This is a genomic window from Burkholderia sp. b14 (assembly GCF_900156195.1).
GTDB lineage: Bacteria > Pseudomonadota > Gammaproteobacteria > Burkholderiales > Burkholderiaceae > Mycetohabitans.
This window is the reverse complement of record NZ_FTPJ01000002.1, coordinates 470,783-491,452: the sequence shown is the minus strand read 5'-3', so window position 1 is coordinate 491,452 and position 20,670 is coordinate 470,783. Positions and strand designations below refer to the sequence as shown.

At 63.6% G+C, this 20,670-nt stretch carries 9 protein-coding genes and 1 pseudogene; 9 read left to right on the top strand and 1 reads right to left on the bottom strand.

All coding sequences use genetic code 11. The features are described 5' to 3' along the window. Window positions 1-17 precede the first annotated feature (17 nt). The 7 genes and pseudogenes from hrpA to B0B13_RS03335 all read left to right on the top strand — a co-directional run bounded on the left by hrpA (window position 18) and on the right by B0B13_RS03335 (window position 10,822). A complete protein-coding gene (gene hrpA / locus B0B13_RS03365; protein WP_076794337.1) occupies window positions 18-4,199 on the top strand; it encodes an ATP-dependent RNA helicase HrpA in 4,182 nt (1,393 codons plus the stop codon). A 96-nt stretch (window positions 4,200-4,295) separates the two neighbouring features. Beyond that, window positions 4,296-4,730 (top strand): annotated as a pseudogene (locus B0B13_RS03360) (YncE family protein); the annotation flags it as partial. Window positions 4,731-4,792: 62 nt separating this feature from the next. Continuing rightward, window positions 4,793-5,638, top strand: a complete 846-nt coding sequence (locus B0B13_RS03355; protein ID WP_076788166.1) for an EI24 domain-containing protein — start codon at window positions 4,793-4,795, stop codon at window positions 5,636-5,638. A gap of 34 nt (window positions 5,639-5,672) precedes the next feature. Beyond that, window positions 5,673-6,473, top strand: a complete 801-nt coding sequence (locus B0B13_RS03350; protein WP_076794336.1) for a competence/damage-inducible protein A — start codon at window positions 5,673-5,675, stop codon at window positions 6,471-6,473. A gap of 233 nt (window positions 6,474-6,706) precedes the next feature. After that, window positions 6,707-8,458: a sensor histidine kinase gene (locus B0B13_RS03345; RefSeq protein ID WP_076788163.1), complete on the top strand. Its 1,752-nt coding sequence runs from the start codon at window positions 6,707-6,709 to the stop codon at window positions 8,456-8,458. Next, the gene (locus B0B13_RS03340) at window positions 8,455-10,512 is read left to right on the top strand and encodes a hybrid sensor histidine kinase/response regulator (RefSeq protein WP_076788161.1); all 2,058 of its coding nucleotides are present in this window, start codon (window positions 8,455-8,457) and stop codon (window positions 10,510-10,512) included. The genes B0B13_RS03345 and B0B13_RS03340 overlap by 4 nt, the downstream gene beginning before the upstream one ends. A 76-nt stretch (window positions 10,513-10,588) precedes the next feature. Next, window positions 10,589-10,822 (top strand): hypothetical protein, encoded by a 234-nt coding sequence (locus B0B13_RS03335; protein ID WP_139337196.1) that lies wholly within the window; start codon window positions 10,589-10,591, stop codon window positions 10,820-10,822. A 12-nt stretch (window positions 10,823-10,834) separates the two neighbouring features. On the opposite strand, the gene B0B13_RS03330 is transcribed toward B0B13_RS03335, so the two are convergent. Then, window positions 10,835-13,255, bottom strand: a complete 2,421-nt coding sequence (locus tag B0B13_RS03330; RefSeq protein ID WP_076794335.1) for an FUSC family protein — start codon at window positions 13,253-13,255, stop codon at window positions 10,835-10,837. Between the two features lie 274 nt (window positions 13,256-13,529). On the opposite strand from B0B13_RS03330, the gene recC reads away from it, so the two are divergent. Together recC and recB are read left to right on the top strand one after the other, a co-directional pair. Continuing rightward, window positions 13,530-16,928, top strand: a complete 3,399-nt coding sequence (gene recC / locus B0B13_RS03325; protein WP_076794594.1) for an exodeoxyribonuclease V subunit gamma — start codon at window positions 13,530-13,532, stop codon at window positions 16,926-16,928. Beyond that, window positions 16,928-20,668 (top strand): exodeoxyribonuclease V subunit beta, encoded by a 3,741-nt coding sequence (gene recB / locus B0B13_RS03320; protein ID WP_076794334.1) that lies wholly within the window; start codon window positions 16,928-16,930, stop codon window positions 20,666-20,668. Before recC ends, recB begins: the two co-directional genes overlap by 1 nt. Window positions 20,669-20,670: the final 2 nt, after the last annotated feature.

Genomic DNA, 20,670 nt, shown 5'->3' with positions numbered 1-20,670 from the left:
GATTATAATGCGCCCCCATGTCCAATGTAGCCAAAAACCGCGCGGCAGATGCATCGCCGACTGATCTCGCTGACCCTGCGCGCCACGGCAGGCCGCCTGCTGCACGTCGCGCCGAGGCCCGACGCGCGTCCTCGGCGCACAACCCTGCGCCCAATCCGGTGCCTCCCGTCACGTTCCCGCAGGCGCTGCCCGTTAGCGGTCGGCGCGACGAGATCGCTGCCGCGATCGCGCACCACCAAGTCGTGATCGTCAGCGGCGAAACCGGATCAGGCAAGACCACGCAACTGCCCAAGATCTGCTTGGCGCTCGGACGCGGGCTGGGCGCGGGCGGCACCGGCCTGATCGGCCATACGCAACCGCGACGTATCGCGGCATCGGCGACGGCGCGACGCATTGCCGAGGAACTGGGTACGCCGTTCGGCGAAGTGGTGGGCTACAAGGTCCGTTTCACCGACAACCTGTCGCCGGGTGCATCGGTCAAGTTGATGACCGACGGCATCCTGCTCGCGGAGACGCAGACCGATCCGCTGCTGCGCGCCTACGATACGATCATCATCGACGAGGCGCACGAGCGCAGCCTGAATATCGATTTCCTGCTTGGCTATCTGAAGCAGATCCTGCCGCGGCGTGCTGACCTGAAGCTGATCGTCACGTCGGCTACGATCGATGCGCAGCGCTTTGCGCGCCACTTTGGCAGCGACGAGCGACCCGCGCCCGTCATCGAGGTCAGCGGACGATTGTATCCGGTCGAGATCCGCTATCGGCCGGTCGTCGGCGACGATGGGCGCGCCACGCCCGCACGGCGCGGCGCGGCGCCAGGGGCCGGTCCACTTGGCTCACCGGGCTTTGCGCCGGGCGCCACGGGCAGTATCACTGCCGCGCGTCAGGCCGAGCGCGACTTGCATGACGCGATCGTCGACGCGGTGGATGAACTGTGTCGCGAAGGCCCGGGCGATGTTCTGGTTTTCCTGCCGGGCGAACGGGAGATCCGCGACGCCGCTGAGGCGCTGCGCAAGCACCATCCGCCGCATACCGAGATCCTGCCGCTGTTCGCCCGGCTATCGGCCGCCGAGCAGGAGCGGGTGTTCCGGCCCGGCAATGCGCGCCGCATCGTGCTCGCCACCAACGTCGCGGAGACATCGCTGACGGTGCCCGGCATCCGCTATGTTGTCGACACCGGCCTGGCGCGGGTCAAGCGCTATTCGTACCGGAACAAGGTCGAACAATTGCAGATTGAGCCGGTGTCGCAAGCCGCCGCCAATCAGCGGGCTGGCCGGTGCGGCCGGGTGGCCGACGGCGTCTGCATTCGGCTCTATGATGAGCGTGACTTCCAGGCTCGCCCGCGCTTCACGGATCCGGAGATCCTACGCGCGTCACTGGCGTCGGTGATCCTGCGGATGAAGTCGTTGCACCTGGCCGAAATCGACGCGTTTCCGTTCGTCGAGCCACCGCCGGGCCGGGCCATTGCCGATGGTTACCAATTGCTCGCCGAGCTTGGCGCGGTTGACGACGACAATGCGTTGACGCCGGTCGGTCGCGAGCTGGCGCGCCTGCCGCTGGATCCGCGCGTGGCCCGGATGATTGTCGCGGCGCGCGAGCAACACGCGTTGCGCGAAATGCTGATCATTGCCAGCGCGCTGTCCGTGCAGGATCCGCGCGAGCGTCCGCTGGACGCGCAGGAGCAGGCTGACCAGGCGCATCGCCGCTTTGCCGACGAGCGCTCGGAGTTCATCACGTGGCTGAAGATTTGGGCGTGGTTCGAGGAAGCCGTTGCACACAAGAAATCGAACCGGCAACTGGCCGAAGCGTGCCGCGCGCAATTCCTCTCGCATCTGCGGCTGCGCGAGTGGCGCGACGTGCATTCGCAGTTGTTGACCGTGGTGCGCGAGCACGGCTGGCGGTTAAATGAGTCCGAGGCGACGTTCGAGCAGATCCATCAGGCGCTGTTGGCGGGATTGCTCGGAAATATCGGTCTGAAGGCCGACAACGATCCGCATTACCTGGGGGCACGGGGCATTCGTTTCTTCGTATGGCCGGGATCGACGCTTGCAAAAAAGGCCGGCCGCTGGGTGATGGCCGCGGAGTTGGTCGAGACCACCCGACTTTACGCGCGCACCGTCGCCCGCATCGAGCCGGAATGGATCGAGCGTGTCGGCGGCCACCTGATCAAACGCTCGGTCGCCGAGCCGCATTGGGAAAAGAAGGCCGCGCAGGTGGTGGCGTTCGAGCGCGGCACATTGTATGGGCTGCCCGTCTATCAGCGCCGGCGCATCGCGTTCGGCGCACAGGATCCGGCACGTGCGCGGGAATTGTTCATTCGCAGCGCGCTGGTCGATGGCGAATTCGACACTCGTCTGCCATTCTTTGCGCACAATCGGCGGCTGGTCGCGCAAATTGAGCAACTCGAGCACAAGTCACGTCGTCAGGACGTGCTGGTTGACGATGAGTTGATCTACGCGTACTACGATGCGGCGGTGCCCGCGCAAATCTATACCGGCGCGGCGTTCGAGCGCTGGTATCGCGACGAGGCGCGGCGGCGAGGTAGCGACGGCGACAAGCTGCTGTTTCTGTCGCGCGAGGACCTGATGCGGCATGAAGCGGCCGGCGTGACGACGGATCTGTTTCCGAAACGGCTGGCGATGGCCGGCGTTGACATGGCGCTGAGCTACCATTTCGAGCCGGGCGCGGCGCGTGATGGCGTCACGCTGACCGTGCCGTTGTACGCGCTGAACCAAGTCGACGCGCGTCGCACCGAATGGTTGGTGCCTGGCATGTTGAAGGACAAGGTGCAGTCGCTGCTCAAATCGCTACCGCAAAAGCTGCGCCGACATTGTGTGCCGCTGCCCGAGTATGCGGCCGGTTTCGTCGAGCGCGTGTATTTTGCCGGGCAGTCGTTGATTGACGCGCTGATCGCCGATCTGCGCGAGCACAAGCAAGTGATGGTCAAGTCGACCGACTTTAAGATCGAGACGCTGCCGGCTCACCTGTTCATGAACTTCAAGGTGGTCGATGAGCACGGGCGCCAGCTCGCCATGGCGCGCAATCTCGCGCAACTGCGCGGCGAGTTTGGCGCGCAGGCGCAGCAACAGTTCCAGCGCATCGCGTCGGGTGCGGCCAGCGCGGCATTGGCCGATGGGCGGCAACCATTCCAGCATACGCAGGCGGCTGCGGCAAGCGCTGGTTCGCCGGGCCGCACGTCCAGCCGCACGTCGGGCGATGGACCGGCACCGGGTGCGTCGCGCGTGGCCGGACAGCCGTCAACCGGCCCGGCGCGAAACAAATTGGCGAACGCCGGCGGGCCGGCGCACGCCGAAGCATCGGATACGGCGCGGCCGGCCTGTACCGCGCTGTATGAGAACCTGACGACGTGGAATTTTGGCACGCTACCCGAGTTGCTCGAGATCCAGCGTGGCGGCCAGACGCTGTTCGGCTATCCGGCCCTGGTCGATCGTGGTGGGCACTGCGACGTCGAAGTCTTTGATTCGCCTGCGCAGGCCGAGCATATCCATCGCGCCGGTCTGCGCCGGCTGTTCGCACTGCAGTTGCGCGAGCCGATCCGCTATCTGGCGAAAAACTTGCCAGGACTACGCGAAATGTCAATGCAGTACATGGCACTCGGCACGCAGGAGGAACTGCGCGACCAATTGATCGAGGCCGCGCTGGACCGTGCCTGCCTGCAGTCGCCGTGGCCGCACGACGATGCTAGCTTCGCGGCCCGGCGCGATGAGGGCCGGGCTAGACTGTCGCTGCTCGCCCAGGAACTCGCACGGCTGACCGGCCAAATCCTCGCCGAGTACGCAGCGCTCGTGAAGAAGCTCGCGCAAGCCAAAGGCTTTGGCGCAGCCCACGCGGACATGCAGCAGCAGTTGGCCGCGCTGATGACCCGCCGCTTTGTGATCGATACGCCTTACGCCCAGCTTGCGCATTTCCCGCGTTATTTAAAGGGCATGTCGTTGCGCATTGACAAGCTCAAGGTGGACCCGGCGCGTGACCAGCGGCTCGCGGCCGAGTGTGCGCAGCTCATGCAGCCATACCAGCGTGCGTTGTCGCAGCGCGGAGGCGCAGCCGATGCACGGCTCGTAGAGTTCCGCTGGCTCCTCGAGGAGTTGCGCATCTCGCTGTTCGCGCAGGAACTGCGTACGCCGATGCCGGTGTCTGTCAAGCGGCTGCATAAGGTATGGGAATCGATGCAGCGATGACGCGCGACATGCCGGCACGTTTGCCCCGATGCGCGATTCGTTCCGGGCCCTCGGCAAAGTCCGTACAATAGACGCAGTTTTCCTGTCTGGGTGTCCATGCTCAATTCCAACCGCTGTGTACAGGCCCGCCGCGTGGCCGGCTCGCTTGCCGCCGCGCTCGTGTGTGTCGCGCTGGCTCCGCTGGCTGTCGCCAACAACGTCATCGTCCTGAACTCGAGTAAAGCCACGCTGTCACTAATCGACCAGGCGTCGCGGCAAGTCGTCGGCACTGTGCCGACGGATAAGGAGCCGCATCGCTTGATGCCGACTCTGGATAATATGTCGCTGATCGTCGCAAACTCGGTGTTCAACAACCTGATGTTCGTTGATCCGAAGTCCGGCAAGGTGCAGCGCTGGGTCGAGGGCATCGAGGATCCGTACCAGATCGATTTCTCGCCGGATCGAAAAGGGTTCGTATCGACCGGCCTGCGGCTGGACCGGCTGGACGACAGTCGTACCGCGTCCGTGACGCTGCAGGTGTCGGGCCGCCTCATGAGCCCGACGTCGCATACCGCGCGCATCGCACCACCGTGGCCGACACCACGTCTTTGCCAATGAACGAGTTGCTCGGTTCGTTCGGTCGTGCGCTGCTGGGCATGCTTCATCCACGAATGCTGTGGTTGACCGTGTTGCCGTTTTTGCTGACCGCGCTGGGCTGGGGAGCGGTGCTGTGGTTTGGCTGGGAAGGATGGGTCGGTGCGGCGCACGGTTGGCTGTCACACTGGGGCTGGACTGCATCGATCAATTCGCTGCTCATGGGGATCGGCTTCGGCCACGTACAAATGGTGCTCGCGCCGCTCGTCGTTGTCGCGATCGCTGTGCCATTGATCGTGTTGACCGTATTGCTGATGATTGCCGCGATATCGATGCCGGCGGTGATCCGCCATCTCGGTGCGCGCCAATTCGCCGATCTGGAGCCCTTGCGCGGCGGCACGCTGCTCGGCAGTCTGCTCCACTCGATCGCGGCCACGTGCATCTGCGTGCTGCTGCTGGTCGTCACGGTTCCGCTGTGGCTCGTGCCGCCGCTGTTCGCCGTGATCCCGCCGCTGCTGTGGGGCTGGCTCACCTATCGCGTGATGACCTATGATGCGCTGGCATGGCATGCAAGCTTGGATGAGCGGCGCATGATTTTTCGCACGCACCGCGTGCCGCTGCTCGCGATCGGCGTGATGTGCGGGATGCTCGGCGCGGTCCCAACGCTGCTGTGGGCATCCTCCGTGTTGATGATCGTGCTGTTCCCATTCGTCGCGATCGTGTCGATCTGGCTGTACGTGTGTATCTTCGTGTTTTCCGCGCTGTGGTTCGCTCATTATTGCCTGAGCGTGCTGCGGCGATTGCGTGCGCGACACCATGGGACTGACCGGCAACCAACGCAAGCGCGCCCGCCAGGATCGGCGTAAGCTGCGTGCCGTCTGAAACGATCAAGGGGATCCCATGGGGTTCGGCATTATCATCATTGGCGACGAAATCCTGTCCGGACGGCGTGTTGACAAGCATTTGCCGAAGGCCATCGAGTTGCTTCGCGCGCGGGGGCTGGCGCTTGCGTGGGCCGAGTACATTGGTGACGAGCGCAGACGAATCACTGCCACGCTCAAGCGCACCTTCGACTCCGATGACATCGTCTTCGTGACTGGGGGCATCGGCGCGACGCCGGACGATCATACGCGGCAGTGTGCGGCGGCCGCGCTCGGCGTGCCGCTGGAACTGCACCCACAGGCCCGGCAACTGATCGCTGAGCGGATTATTGAAACCGCACCGACCGGCCAGGCGGACCTGGATGCGCCGGATAACCGGCATCGCTTCAACATGGGCGTGTTCCCGCAGGGCGCCAGCATCATTCCAAACAGCTATAACAAGATTCCCGGCTTTTCGGTGCGCAATCATTATTTTATGCCGGGGTTCCCTGTCATGGCATGGCCCATGATGGAATGGGTGCTCGATACCCATTATGCCCATTTGCATCACGGCACGCCGCATGACGAGCGCTCATTTCTGGTATTCGAGTTGCCTGAGTCCGCGCTCACGCCGCTGATGGAGCGTATCGAACGCGATTTTGTCGGCGTACGTGTCTTCAGCTTGCCCAGCGTCGGCGATGTCGAGCACGGTGGGATCTATGCGCGACGGCATATCGATTTGGGCGTGAAAGGTGACCCGGAGGCCGTCGCCGCCGCGTATAGGCTGCTACGTGAAGGCGTACATATGCTTGGAGGAGAAATTTTCGAGCCGGAAAGCTGATTATTGAGCGCAATATTGAAATTATCATGTGCAATGTTGTGGCCCTTATATCTGAATCGATGAAGGTCATTTGTCACAACATGGGTTTTTGTCATTTAGGCTAAACGACGCGATAATGGCTCCGCGGCCGATCCGGCGACACGCCGCGCCGCCGCGTGCTTGTCATGCCGTTTCGCGCGTGCGCCGAATCGGGCATTGCTGTGCGCATTGTTTCGCCAACGCCAGAACGCTGTATGAGACTGATCACCAAAGGGCTGCTGCTGATCGCGATTCCGAGCCTCGTTGAGCTTGGCTTATTGGTCGGCGTGATGCGTACCCAGGCTGAGGCCCTGGAAGCGGAGCAGTGGGCAGTGCGGAGCAAGGAAGTGCTGAGTCAGGCCACTGCCGTGCTCGACCCAGTGCTCGTCGATGCCGTGCGCATGCGCGGCGCCGTGATTGACGGATATGGACAGGTATGGACGCCGCCCAGCCAATGGGGCGAGATCGACCGTCGCATTGACCGATTGATCGAACTGGTTGCCGACAATCCGTTGCAGGTCGAACGCGCGGTGCAGATCCGGCAAAGCGCACAGGCATACCGGCAGTGGAGTGAGCGTTCGCAGGAACTGCTTCGGCACGGTCATCAAGCGGGGCTTGTAGCCCGCTTTCGCGAGATCAATGGCCACGATATCGTCGATTACTTCCGTGCGCAGGTCGCCGCGTTGCAACAAGAGGAAATGCGGCTGGACAGCGTGCGTACCGAACGTGTCGCCGAGGCGCGCCGCATGCAGCAGGTGCTGCTCGTGTCGGCCGTGGTCGCGTCGATCATTACCGGCGCCATCGCGGTCTACGTGTTCACGTCGAGCGTGCGACGGCGGCTGCGCACGCTTGCGGACAACACTAAGCAGCTCGCGAACAATGCGCCGCTCGCACCGATGCTCGGGGGCGACGATGAAATCGCCGAGTTGGACCTCGCGCTGCACCAGACGAGCCGACGCCTGCTTGAAGCGGAGCGCATCGAGTCGCGCTATCGGTCTGACCTCGCGCATCAGGCCGAGGAACTCGGCACGATGAACGAGCATTTGCGCGAGCGTACGCAAGAAAACGAAATGTTCATCTACAGCGTGTCGCATGACTTGCGCGCGCCGCTGGTCAACCTGCAAGGATTTTCGCAGGAACTGAGCTTGGCGTGCGACTCACTGCGCCAGATACTGGCGCGCAGCACGCTGACCGACACACAACGGCGCCGGCTGTTGCGGATTGTCGACGACGATATTGCCGAGGCGTTGCGCTTTCTGCAAACAGCGGTGATGCGCTCGGCCAGTATCATCGACGCGTTGCTGCGGCTCTCGCGCGCGGGCCGGGTCGAGTACCGACCGCAACAAGTCGATGTGCAGGCGGTGGTGTCCCGCGTGGTGGATGCCATGCGCGACTCGATCAAGAGCCGGGGCGTGACTGTGAAGACGCATTCGTTGCCGTCCGCATGGGGCGATCCGACCGCGGTCGAGCAAGTCTTCGCGAACTTGATTTCCAATGCGGTCAATTATCTTGATCCGAGCCGCGCTGGCGAGATCGAAATCGGTACGCGTCCGAACCCGGTCGGCGTGCACTCGTTACGCATTTACTACGTGCGCGACAACGGATATGGCATTCCCGCGTCGGCACTGCCCAAATTGTTCACCGCGTTCCAGCGCTTGCACGGTGGCGCAGCCAAGGGCGAGGGTATTGGACTGGCGCTCGTGCGCCGTGTTGTCGAGCGACACGGTGGCAACGTGTGGGCCGAGTCCAGTGAAGGATTCGGCTCGACGTTCTACTTGTCGCTGCCCGAATCTAGCAGTGCACATGAAGCGTTGCGTGCGGCAGCACTGAACACGCTGGCCCGCGTCAACGCGGGAGCCAGGGCCGCGCGCGTCGGTCGCTTGCGCCCAGGTAGCGGGCTGGAGCCCGGCGCCAGCGCTTTGGCTCCGGACCGTCCGTTGCCTACTCACTCGACGTTCCCCGTATGACGCCTGCTTCTCATCGAGTCGATTCGTCACCCGGAGTATTGGGTGCGGATGGCCAGCCGGCTGCCTGTGCACTGATTATCGATGACGACGAGGGTCTGCTTAGCCTGGCCCGCCGCGCGCTTACCCGCGCCGGATTCGACGTGGTGACGTTGACGGGCACGCAGGCCGCGCGCGCGTGGCTGGACAGCCGGGGCCAGGAGCGGTGGCCTGACGTGCTGGTCGTAGACTATGTGCTCGGTACTGCCGAGACGGGGCTTGACTTCCTGCGCTCGTTACGCATGCAGGGCACGATGCTGCCCGCCATCCTGTGCACCGGCTTTGCCGACGAGACGCGGGTGATCGAGGCACTGCGCTCGGGCGTCGCGGACGTGGTGCCCAAGACCTCCGATTACCTTGATTACTTGCCACAGGCAATCGAGCGCGTGTTGGCGCAGAAGCGCGCGCAGCGGGAAATTGCCGAGGCGGAGCTGGTTCGTGCAAGGGAGTTGCACTACCGGACGCTGGCGGAGGCGATCCCGCAACTGGTCTGGACTGCGTTGCCCGACGGACGGATCGATTTCGCGTCCAAGCAGTTGCTGTCCTACACGGGTATGGACGCGCCGTTACTACTTGGCCACGTGTGGCCGGACGTGCTGGTTCATCCTGAGGATCGCGAGCATACTGTACAGCGTTGGTCCGACGCTTTGCGCGACAGTAGCGATTACGATGTCGAACATCGGCTGCGGGCTGCCGACGGCGCATGGCGCTGGTTCAAGACCCGGGCCGCGCCGCTGCTGGACGGCGCCGGCCGGGTTAGCAAGTGGTTTGGCACGTCGACCGACATCGACGACCAGAAGCTGGCTGCGCAGGAGCGTGAGCATTTGCTCGCGAATGAGCGGCAGGCTCGCTCGGAAGCGGAGCGAGCATCCAGGCTCAAAGACGAGTTCGTCGCCACGCTGTCGCACGAACTGCGCACGCCGCTGAATGCCATCGTCGGATGGGCCCAGTTGCTGCTGCGTGACGCGTCCGATCCGGCTCGCGTCGAGAAGGGCCTGCAGGTGATCCACCGCAATGCACGGCTGCAATCGCAGATGATCGATGATCTGCTGGACATGTCGCGCATCATGGCGGGCAAGGTGGGGCTCAACGTGCAGCGCGTCGAACTGGTCGATGTGATCACCGACGTGATCGCGACCGTACAGCTAGCAGCCGACGCGAAGGAGCTTCGCGTCATGCCAGTGCTCGGCGCGCCGGCAGTGGTCAATGGTGATCCCGCTCGGCTGCAGCAGATTATTTGGAATTTGCTGACCAACGCAATCAAGTTTACGCCCCGGCGTGGACGCGTGGCGGTCACGCTAACCAGCGGCGACGGCGAGGCGCGACTAGTCGTCAGCGATACGGGCTGTGGTATCCGCGAGGCGTTCCTGCCGCACGTATTTGAGCGTTTCCGACAGGAGGACGCGAGTACCACACGCCAGTTTGGCGGCCTAGGGCTGGGGTTGTCGATCGTCAAGGAACTGGTCGAGATGCATGGAGGCCATATCACCGCGGCCAGCGAGGGTGAACAGCGTGGCGCGACATTTACGGTGACGCTGCCCACGGTGACGACCGGCGCCGACACGCGCCGCGGCGCAGTGGCACCGATCAGCGCGCAGCCGAATACGGCGCTACCGCGTCTGGATGGCGTTCACGTGCTGGTGATCGAAGATGAAGCCGATGCGCGTGAACTCGTGCAGCGCGTGCTCGAGGAGCGCGGCGCACAGGTGAGCGCGGTGGCATCCGTGCGGGACGCGTTGCAGGCCTTTGACGACGGCACGCCCGATGTCGTCATCAGCGATCTGGGCATGCCGGAGGAAGACGGTTTCGCATTCATCGCACAGTTGCGCGAGCGCGAGGCGGCGCGAGGTGGAATGACGCCGGCCGCGGCATTGTCCGGCCGGGTCCACGGCGAGGATCGCCGGCGCGCACTGATGGCCGGCTTCCAAACGCACTTAGCCAAGCCCGTCGACCCGGCCGATCTACTGCTGGCGATCGCATCGCTGGTCGGTCGCGCGCCACCAGCGGTTAGCGCTTAGCTGACGTATTAACCCACGCCAGCCCGCTCCCGAGACTGGTCGCCGCCGACATCTCGATCCCGCAGCGTGGGTCGGCGTGATGATCGTCGGCATCGTTGCCGGGGTGCTTGCGACCGTGCTGTTCAATGCACTGTCGGGCAAGCGGGAGTACGATGCCGAGCATCATCAAGCCGCTGCGGATGTCGCACGCGCGGTGTCTGCCACGCTCGGCGCATCGGCTGCGGTATCCGCGTCGCCCGCGCGCGTCGGCGTGCAGGGTGCCCCGGTGGCCGGTGCGTCGGCTGCCACGCCGGTGCCTGGGAGCCGTTAACGGCGTCGAGTCCTATGTCGGCAGCTTGATGACGCTTGCATCCTTGCGGATGAGAAACGATGCGCCCACCATCTGCTTACACTGGTATGCCAACCCCTTGAGCTCTTGCGCTACGTCGGACGATTCGCTGCGCGTGCGTTCCGCGTCGACGACCATTTGGTCCAGCTCATGATTCAATTGCTTGACGATGCTCGTTTGCTCGGGGGGCGGTGCGACGCCCGCTTCGGCCTGTACCAAATTGTCATGGACGATGCCCAGCGCCTTGCGCAGTGGCGCAAGCGCTTGTGCATCGACGACCGGTACGGGCTGGGTGCCCCATCCAGTGGCGCCCACGATCCCGGCCGTACGGGCCGGTGACTGTGACAGCGTCATCATCAGCGGCGCGGACGCCGTGATCTGTGCCGTCAACGCGTGCACGCGCACCAACAGGTCGTTCAACTCAGCGACATAGCGTTGCGCGGACTTCGGTTCGAGCAACATGCGCTGCAACGCCTGCCCGACGTTGGCGAATGCAATATGCACATTCTTACGCGCGAGCCGGTATCGAATGTCGCTGTCAATCGCCGACGCGGCGGCGCTGGCCGCCGGCGTTGGTTGTGCGGTTGCGCTGGAAACCAGCGCGCTGGCCTTCTTGCCCGTACCCTTCTTGTCCGCCGGCGCGGTCGGATCCGGAGTGGGCGGCTTGGCCTGGTCTGTTACGCTGCTGGCCGCGGTCCCCGATTTGCCCGCATACCAGCAGATTTCCAGATATTGCCGGGTTGCGCTGAGCAAGCCGTTGACGAGTTTGCCCATCAGCCGATACTCCCAGTAGGGAAACAGGTGGCTTGCGGCGATCGCAATCGCGCAGCCTAGCACTGTATCAATCGCACGTTCGCCGATGATGCGCAGACTACCGGGTGCCAGCATGTGGAACATCAACAGGACATATGACGACGTGAATACGACGCTGGCCGTGTAGTTGAACAGCAACAGGCTGTAGCTCATCACCATGCTGGCGAACATGACGGCCAACAGCAGCGGCGGTTCCTTCACGAACAGAATCAGCGCGATGCTCGCCGCACAGCCAATCGTGGTACCGATGATCCGTTGCGTATTGCGTTGTTTGGTGAGCGAGTAACCAGGCTTCAGGATGATGATGGTCGTCATCACAATCCAGTACGCGTTCGTGAGCGGCAGCAGGCGGCCAAGCCACAAGCCGATCGCCACCGCAACGGTGACGCGCAACGCGTGCCGAAAGCTGGGCGAGGACATGGTTAGATTCGAGAAGATCTGCAGCCACGGCACGCGCCGGCTCGATAGGAAGCGCGACAGCGCCTGATCGATCCGCATCTCCGTGTCTTGCGTGCTGATATCCACGCGCGTGTTGCGGTGCATGCGCTCGATTAGCCGCTGTGCGCTCCAGACGCGCCGGAATGCCGACACAATCGTCGAGTACGCCTCCGGATTGGTGGTTGGCAATGCCTTTTTGCGCATCAGCTCGATCTCGTACTCGATCGCGCGCAGTTCCGCCTTCGCGTTGATTCGCTGTGCCGACGGGCGATCCTGTAGCACGGCTAGCCCAATGTCTTCCAGGTCGGACGCGGCCTTCTTGATCAGATCGCAAAAAAATACCATCAAGTCTGAGCCGCCGAAGGTTGCGCGGATCATCGCGTGATCGACGTGTGCACCGACGAACAGCTCGTGCAGGTCGACCGTATTGATGAACAAGTTGAACAACATCGTGCGGCGTGCATCGAGTTGCCCGCTGCGCAGCTTCGGCAGGTTACGCAGTACGATGTCGCGCGCCGCCTCTTGTCGGTCTACGGCCAGCACCTGCTTGTCGACTAGTTGCCTATTGCACTCATCCAGATCATGCGCCGGACCATAGAAACGAGCGCGCGCGCGCAGGTAGTCGGCGCATGCGAACACACTTTCGGCGATCGCCTGTTGCTCGATCCGGTGGGTCTGCCAGCGTGACACGAACGTCGACCAGTACGTGTACCAGATTCCGCCGGCCAGGATCCAGCCGGCATTGGCCAGTGCCTGGAGCGGCGTGAAGCGCTCCTCCAGCGTCACCACCATCATGAATAGCGTCGCGAAGCTGATCTGCGGCCACTTGTTCCCGTAGACGACGATCAAGGACAGCACGAAAGTCAACGGTACGACCGTTAGCCACAGCGATAGCGGGTGAGCGGTCGCGATGCCGGTGGCCAGCGCCGAAAAGAACCCGATCACGCTGCACGCGAGCATCTCGTTGTGTTTGTATTTCAGGGGCCCGGGCATGTCGACCACACATGCGCCCAGTGCGCCGGTCGAAATCGTGAAGCCTAGCTCCCGATTGTGAAAGACGACGAGCAATACCACGGCCGGCAACGAGATGCCGGTCGCGATCCGAAGCCCACCGTAGAAATACTGACTGTAGAGAAATTTCTTGATTTCGATCGAATATCGCATCGACACTTGGGCGGGCACACAATGCTGCGAGTCTAGCGCACTTCGCCGATGTTTTTTGCGGCCGCCTGAAGTCATGCTCGTGCGTGCCGGCGGCTAGGCTTCCGGCCCACAGCCCGTTAACGTACCGGGACAGCGTAACGCCACGGGTCCGTCACGCACAATAGGCCGAACGGCCGGGTTCGCGGGCGGCCGGCGCTTTGTTATGCTTGGGTCTTTCACTGGCGACGGGGCGTCCATGTGGCCGTCGCGCGTCGCGATTTTCATCCGCCGCTTCATGCTTGAACTGTTTTATTCAAACCGCTACGAGACGCTTGCCGCGGCGCTGTTGGACGACCTCGAGCGCATCGGCGGCGACCTGTGGCGGCCGCAGCCGATCATCGTGCCGAATGTCGCGGTACGCCGACGGCTCGAATTGGACTACGCCGACCGGTTCGGCCTGTGCGCGAATGTCGAATTCTGCTATCTCGCGCAGTGGTTATGGGCACAGATCGCGCGCGTCGAAGCAATCGACGTGCCGTGCGAATCGCCGTTCGCGCCGGAGCGGCTCGTATGGCGGCTTTACCGGATGCTCGCGCAGCGCGGCACGGTGTGCGATGGCGACGGCCAGACGCCCTTGACGCGACTGGACGCCTACCTGGCGGCGGCGGATCCTGCGATGATGTTCGATCTGGCGCGTCGCATTGCCTGCGTTTTCGATCATTATCTAACGTATCGTCCACATTGGCTTGCCCAATGGCTGGCAGGCGAGTCGATCTTCGCGCCGCGCCACCAGCCGGACGGCGCGCAACGGCTTGCCGGCGTGACGCCGATACAGCGTGCCGACGAGGCTTGGCAAGCACAATTGTGGCGCGACGTGCTAAACGAACTAGCCGGCGGACGCGATGCCGGTGCGCTCGAACGGATGTCGCCGCCCGCATACCGGTTTCTGTCGATCGCATCGCAATTGGATCTGGACGATGTCGCGCGCGCGGACTGGCCGGCGCAGGTCAGCGTGTTCGCGTTGCCGACGATGCCACCACTGCATGTGCAATTGCTGCGCGAGTTGTCGCGCTGGATCGATGTACGGATCTATGCACTTAATCCATGCCGTGAGTACTGGTTCGACATCGTCACGCAACGGCGCGCCGACGCGTTGGATGCGGCGGGGCAACTCGACTACCAGACGGTCGGGCACCCACTGCTGGCTGAGTGGGGGCGGCAGACGCAAGCGCAACTCGCGTTGCTTCATGAGCATACCGAGGGTGCGGTGGCGGGCGAGAGCAGCGAATTCGTCGAGGCCCCGGCGTGCAGCTGGCTCGCCGTCGTACAGAATGCAATCCTGTCGCTCGAGCATCCGGTGTCGCCATCGCCACCGCCTGCGCGCGATGGCATCGAAGTTCACGTCTGTCACAGCCTGACGCGGCAGTTCGAGGTACTCCATGACCGGCTGCTGGCCGAATTCGATGCGGATCCGAGTTTGACGCCGGCCGACGTACTGATCGCGGTGCCCGACCTGATTGCCGCCGCGCCGATCGTGGACGCGGTGTTCGGCGCGGTGCCGCCGGGCGACCCGCGCCGCATCCCATATCGCGTCACCGGCTTGCCGCCGTCTCAAGCCAATCCGCTCGCGCGCACGCTGCTGGACTGGCTGGCCCTGGCGGAGCGCGACGTCAACGCGTCCGCGCTAGTCGAATGGCTGCGCGTGGACGCGATTGCGGCGCGCTATGACATCGACCCGGTGGCGCTGGACACCGTGCAACGGTGGTTGGCGCACGCCGGCGCGCGCCGTTCGTTCGCGCCGCGTGAGCAGCGGGATCTTGACGCGCCCCGCGCTCGCCATACGTTTGCTGACGCCTTGACGCGGTTGTTTCTTGGCTACGCGATGCCGGATGACGCTCTGCCTGTCGGCGATTGGTTGCCGGTGGCGGCATCCACCGGCGCCGACGCCATGCTGCTTGGGCGGCTCGCGCAATTCGTCGACGAGCTCGATGCATTCGCGCTCGCGTGCGCGACACCGCATACGGTTGCGCAGTGGCGTCATGTGTTGCTCGCCGTGCTCGACCAGTTCTTTGATGCCCGCGGCCCGGATGCTGATTCATTGAGCGGGCTGCGCGACGCGCTCGATGCGCTCTTCGTGCAAATCGAAGCAGGCGCGCCACATACACCGTTGCCCGCGGCGGTGTTGCGTACGGCTTTATTGTCCGTGCTCGACGATCCTGCGCGCGGCGGGGTCCCGTCTGGCGCGGTGACCGTATCGCCGCTATCCAGCCTGCGTGGTGTGCCGTTCCGTGTCGTCTGCGTGGCTGGCATCGACGATGGCGTGTTGCCCACGCTCTCGCGCGCGGATGAGTTCGACCTGATGGCCTCGTTTGCGCAATCCGGCGACCGGCAACGTCGCGATGACGAGCGCAACCTGTTCCTAGACCTCATGTTGGCGGCGCGCGATACCGTGCTGCTCAGCTATACCGGCCGCAATATCTGCGACAACGCCGAGTTGCCGCCATCGGCGCTGGTGACCGAGTTGCTTGATCACCTTGCGTCGTTGAAGGCGGGCGAAGGGGCAAGTCTTGACGAAATTGCACTGGCGCGGCGCAGTTTTGTCACGGAACATCCGTTGCAGCCGTTCGCGCTGTCGTATTTTTCGATGCAGGGGCCTTTGTTGACCTACGATGCAGATCGCGCGCAAGTGGCCGCAGCGCTTGCCGATCCGACACAGCGGATGGAGGCGGACGCCATGCAGCCGTTTTTTGGCGACGCGCTGCCCCCCGATATGCGCGAGACGATCGGGTTGGACGAATTGGTGCGATTCTGGCGCCACCCGCAACGCGCGCTGCTGCGCGAACGACTGGGCATCGTGCTGCATCGCGCGCAGGCCCCATTGCCCGACACCGAGCCGTACGAGTTCGATTATGCGGGACGCGATGCGCTTGCCGGGCGCCTGTTGCCGTTGCTAGTGGAGTCATCGGCGTACGCCGAGCGGGCCCATGAAATCGCGCGTGCGATTCCCGAATTGCCGGGAGGTGCGACCGGACGCGCGATACACGAGCGTGAGGTGGTGGCGTTGAGCAAGCTGGCCGAGCACATCCGGGGGCAGGTCGGCACTAAACTCGAACCTGCCGAATTTTCGATCCACGTTGCCCCGCGCTGGCCTGAACGGCTCGGGTCCGTATCGACGTTGCTGGACCGGGTGCCGGCGTGGCGCGAGACGGTGTTGTTGCCGACGGTGTTGACTGGCGTGCTGGACAGTGTGACACGTAACGAATTGGTACTCTACCGCTATGCTAGGCCGACCGCTCGTGATTACCTTGATGCGTGGTTGCGCCATCTGTGCTGGTGTGCCGCAAGTCCGCAAGCATCACGTCAGACGCTGTGGATCGGCGACGACGAGCGCTTCGTGCTCACGACGCCACGGGACCCGCACGCGTACCTGGGCGAGTTGCTTGCGCTGTATCGTGCCGGGTTACGCGCGCCGTTGCGTTTCTTTCCAAAAAGCGCCTGGTTACTCGTGTCGCAAAGCGACTCCGCCGCCCGCAACGCGTGGTCGAACGAACGTACGGGTGGCGAGCTCGACGATCCGGCGATCCAGCTCGTGTTGCGCGGCACGCCGATGACACTGGATGACACGTTTGTCGCCATTGCCAAGACGGTGTTCGAACCACTGCTCGCGCACCTACAGCCGGCGGAGGACGCCTGATGACTTCCGACGTGCTTGAACTCGACGTCTTCGCGTGCGCGCTTGATGGTGTGACGCAGATCGAGGCCTCCGCCGGCACCGGCAAGACTTGGAACATCTGCGCGCTCTATCTCCGCCTGTTGCTCGAAAAGGACTTACAAGCGGACCAGATCCTGGTCGTGACCTTTACGAAAGCGGCCACCGCGGAGCTGCACGCGCGAATCCGAGCGCGCCTGATGCAACTCGAGCAGGCGCTCGCGCATGGCGCCGCGCTGGACGACCCGTTCGTGACCGGGCTAATCGGGCGGATTATTGATGGCGACGCGCCGGAAACGGCCACACAGCGCGCGCTGAAGCGGATCCGGCGCGCGTTGCATGGTTTTGATCAGGCCGCGATCCATACGATTCATGCGTTTTGTCAACGTGCGCTGCAAGAAGCGCCGTTTGCGGCTGCAATGCCGTTCGCGCTCGAGACCGAAGCCGACGACGCCGCGCTGCGCTTCGATGTCGCCGCGCAGTTCTGGCGCGAGCGCGTTGAACCGGAAGCGGCGCGCACGCCGGGATTCGCACACTGGCTCGTTTCGCAAGGCGCCGGGCCCGCGGTGCTGCAGGCGCTGCTCGCGCAACGTCTAAAAAAGCCGTTGGCCGAACTCGTATGGACCGATCCGGCGTGTGATGCGACGGTTGACACGACGATCGATCATTTTGACCGCGCCGGCAACCTATGGCGTGAAGAGCGAGAGCAGATCGCGCAGCGGCTTGCCGACTGTGCCCTCCAGTTGGACCGGCGCACGCACAAGCCGTCTCAGGTGCAAGCCGCGCTGGCGGCGTGGGAGCGCTTTTTTGTGCGCGGTGACCGTTATGCGCCGATTTCGAAGGACGCGCTGAAGTTGACTTCGTCCTCACTGGCCGCTGCCACCAAGGCCAAATGCCAGCCGCCGGCACACCCGTTCTTCGACTGCGCGGACGCGTTGGTTGCCGCGTTCCGTGCAGAGCAGGCGATGCATCTGCGTCGTTGGTTTGCGTTGGTGCGCGAGTGGCTGCATATTGGGCCGCCGAGCGTTGCCGAACGCAAGCGCATTGCGCGGGTCATGTCGTTTGATGACCTGCTAGCCAATTTGTATCGTGCGCTGCATACGCACCGTTGGCTCGCCGATGCGTTGCGTGAGCGCTATCCCGCAGCGCTGATCGATGAATTCCAGGACACAGACCCGCTGCAGTTTGCCATTTTTAACCAGATTTTTGCGCCGAAGGGCCCCTTGTTTCTCGTTGGCGACCCGAAGCAGGCGATTTACAGTTTTCGTGCTGCCGATTTGCATACGTACCTGGACGCGCGTGCTTATGCCAGCGCCCGCTACACGTTGGCCGTCAATCAACGGTCCGATCCCGCGCTGATCGCTGCGTGCAACCGCTTGTTCGGTGCCAACCCGCGCGCTTTTGTGCTAGGCGGACTCTACTATCACCCAGTGCGCGCCGGCATGAGGACGCGACCGACATTTGCCGACCGGCACGATCCGCTCGGCGCAACCGATGGCAGTGGGGCGGCCCTAAGAGTATGGTGGCTGCCAGACCACGCGCCGCTGAGCAAGCGGGATGCCGAGCGTGCAGCCGCCGAGGCGTGTGCGGCAGAGGTCGCACGGCTAATGCGCGACGCGCGAGCAGGGGATGCGACGATCGGCACCGAGCCGCTCGCCCCGGCCAATATCGCCGTGCTCGTGCAGACGCATCGGCAGGGTATGTTGATGAAACGGGTATTGCGCGGATGGGGCATCGGCAGCGTGGAGCTTGCCCAAGCCTCGGTTTTCGCGTCGATCGACGCGGAGCAATTCGAACGCGTCTTGCTGGCAATCGACACGCCAGGTGACTTGCGACGCTTGCGGGCGGCATTGGCCACGGACTGGATCGGTTTGGACGCGGCGGCATTGTGGGCCATCGAGCAAGGTGAACCAGCCGCTGCCGTGGCTGGCCGATGTGAGCCGGTGCCATCGGACCTGGATTCGGCATCGTGGGTGGAGCGGTTTGCGGGCTATCGGTTGCTTTGGCACGAGCGTGGCTTTGCGCCGATGTGGCGCATCGTGATGCGCGAACTGCGCATTGCGCAGCGCCTGGCCAGAGCAGACGACGGTGAACGCCGGCTGACCGACGTGAATCACCTGGCCGAACTGATTCAGGCTCGTGACAGCGAACACCCCGGTATCGCGCCAACCCTGTGCTGGCTGAGTGCGCAACGCGCGGATCCCGGCATCGGCGACGAGACGCAATTGCGGCTCGAATCAGACCGAGACCTGGTCCAGATTGTGACGGTCCACAAGTCCAAGGGGCTCGAATACCCCGTGGTGTTTTGCCCGTTCCTGACCAACGGTGCATTACGTGTAGGGCCCTCGTCCACTGCATTGCCGGTGGCGCGCGAGTACCATCGTGATGATGGACTTGCCGTGCTGCACTTTGGCTGCGACGGCGATGACGCGCAGCGCATCGATCGAGGCGTGATGCGTGAACAGGCGGCCGAGCGTGCGCGCCTGATCTATGTCGCGCTCACGCGTGCGGTGTATCGGTGCTATCTCGTTGCGGGGATCTACGCGAGCGGCGCCCATGCATCGACGAAGGAGGCGCGCCAAAGTGTGCTGAACTGGCTCGTTGCGGGTGGATCGTCGCATTTCGACGCATGGTTGGATGCACCACCTGAAGCTGCCGCGTTGGCGGCATGCTGGCGCGCGTTACCGGGTGACGAGGATAGCATTGTCGTTGTGCCGCTGCCGATCGTGGCCCGGCGTGATCCGTTGCCTCCACCTGATGCATCGCATGTAGACGTGCGCCCACGCGTGCCGGCGCGCCATCTCTTCGATGCCTGGCGGACCGCGAGTTTTAGCTCGCTCGCCTCGGCGCGGCAGCGGCCGTTACCGGGTATCGACGATGTGTTGCACGCGCGACCCGATCACGACGACGATGATGATGTCGATCAGTTTGATGCGCAGGCGATTGCAGCAGAACCTGAACCGATGCTGGACAGCGCGTTGACTGGGCTACATGACGACGACATCCTGCGTTTCCCCCGGGGGCCAGCCGCGGGCGACTGTCTGCATCGGCTGATGGAGCTTGCCGATCTGCGCGATCCTTCCAGCTGGCCAACTGCCATCGTGCGGGCGCTGACCGAGCAGCCGGTGCATTCGCGCGAGTTGAGCACGGAACGGCTCAGTGCCATGATGATGCGCCTGTTGCGGGATCTTGCGCATACTCCGCTCGAAGCGGACTTCATGCTTGGCGAGCTGGATCCGTCGCGTCGGTTGACCGAGCTTGAATTTGTCTTCCCGGTTGCGTCGCTCAACATGCGCCGGCTTGCGACAATGCTTGAGGAGCACGGCATCGCCGGCGTGGCTCTCGACGATGGCGTATTGCACGGCTATCTGAAGGGGTTCATCGATGCTGTGGTCGAGTTCCGCGGCCGATTCTGGATTATCGACTGGAAATCGAACCATCTCGGCAACTCGCCGCACGCGTATCGCGCGCACGCGCTATCGGCCGCGATGGACACCCATGCATACCGGCTGCAGGCGTTGATCTACACGATTGCGTTACACCGATATTTGAAGGTGCGACTGCCGGATTACGACTATGACACCCATTTTGGTGCAAGCCTGTACCTATTTTTACGAGGCGTGCGTCCGGATTGGCCTGGTGCCGGCATCGAACGATTCAGGCCGACGCGCGCCGTCGTCGAGGCGTTCGACGCACTGTTTTCAGCGGGGGGTAGCCATGCTTGATT

Coding starts and splice junctions, on each gene's coding strand:
- hrpA (WP_076794337.1), top strand. CDS start 18: ATGTCCAATGTAGCCAAAAACCGCGCGGCAGATGCATCGCCGACTGAT.
- B0B13_RS03355 (WP_076788166.1), top strand. CDS start 4,793: ATGAACGAGTTGCTCGGTTCGTTCGGTCGTGCGCTGCTGGGCATGCTT.
- B0B13_RS03350 (WP_076794336.1), top strand. CDS start 5,673: ATGGGGTTCGGCATTATCATCATTGGCGACGAAATCCTGTCCGGACGG.
- B0B13_RS03345 (WP_076788163.1), top strand. CDS start 6,707: ATGAGACTGATCACCAAAGGGCTGCTGCTGATCGCGATTCCGAGCCTC.
- B0B13_RS03340 (WP_076788161.1), top strand. CDS start 8,455: ATGACGCCTGCTTCTCATCGAGTCGATTCGTCACCCGGAGTATTGGGT.
- B0B13_RS03330 (WP_076794335.1), bottom strand. CDS start 13,255: ATGCGATATTCGATCGAAATCAAGAAATTTCTCTACAGTCAGTATTTC.
- recC (WP_076794594.1), top strand. CDS start 13,530: ATGCTTGAACTGTTTTATTCAAACCGCTACGAGACGCTTGCCGCGGCG.
- recB (WP_076794334.1), top strand. CDS start 16,928: ATGACTTCCGACGTGCTTGAACTCGACGTCTTCGCGTGCGCGCTTGAT.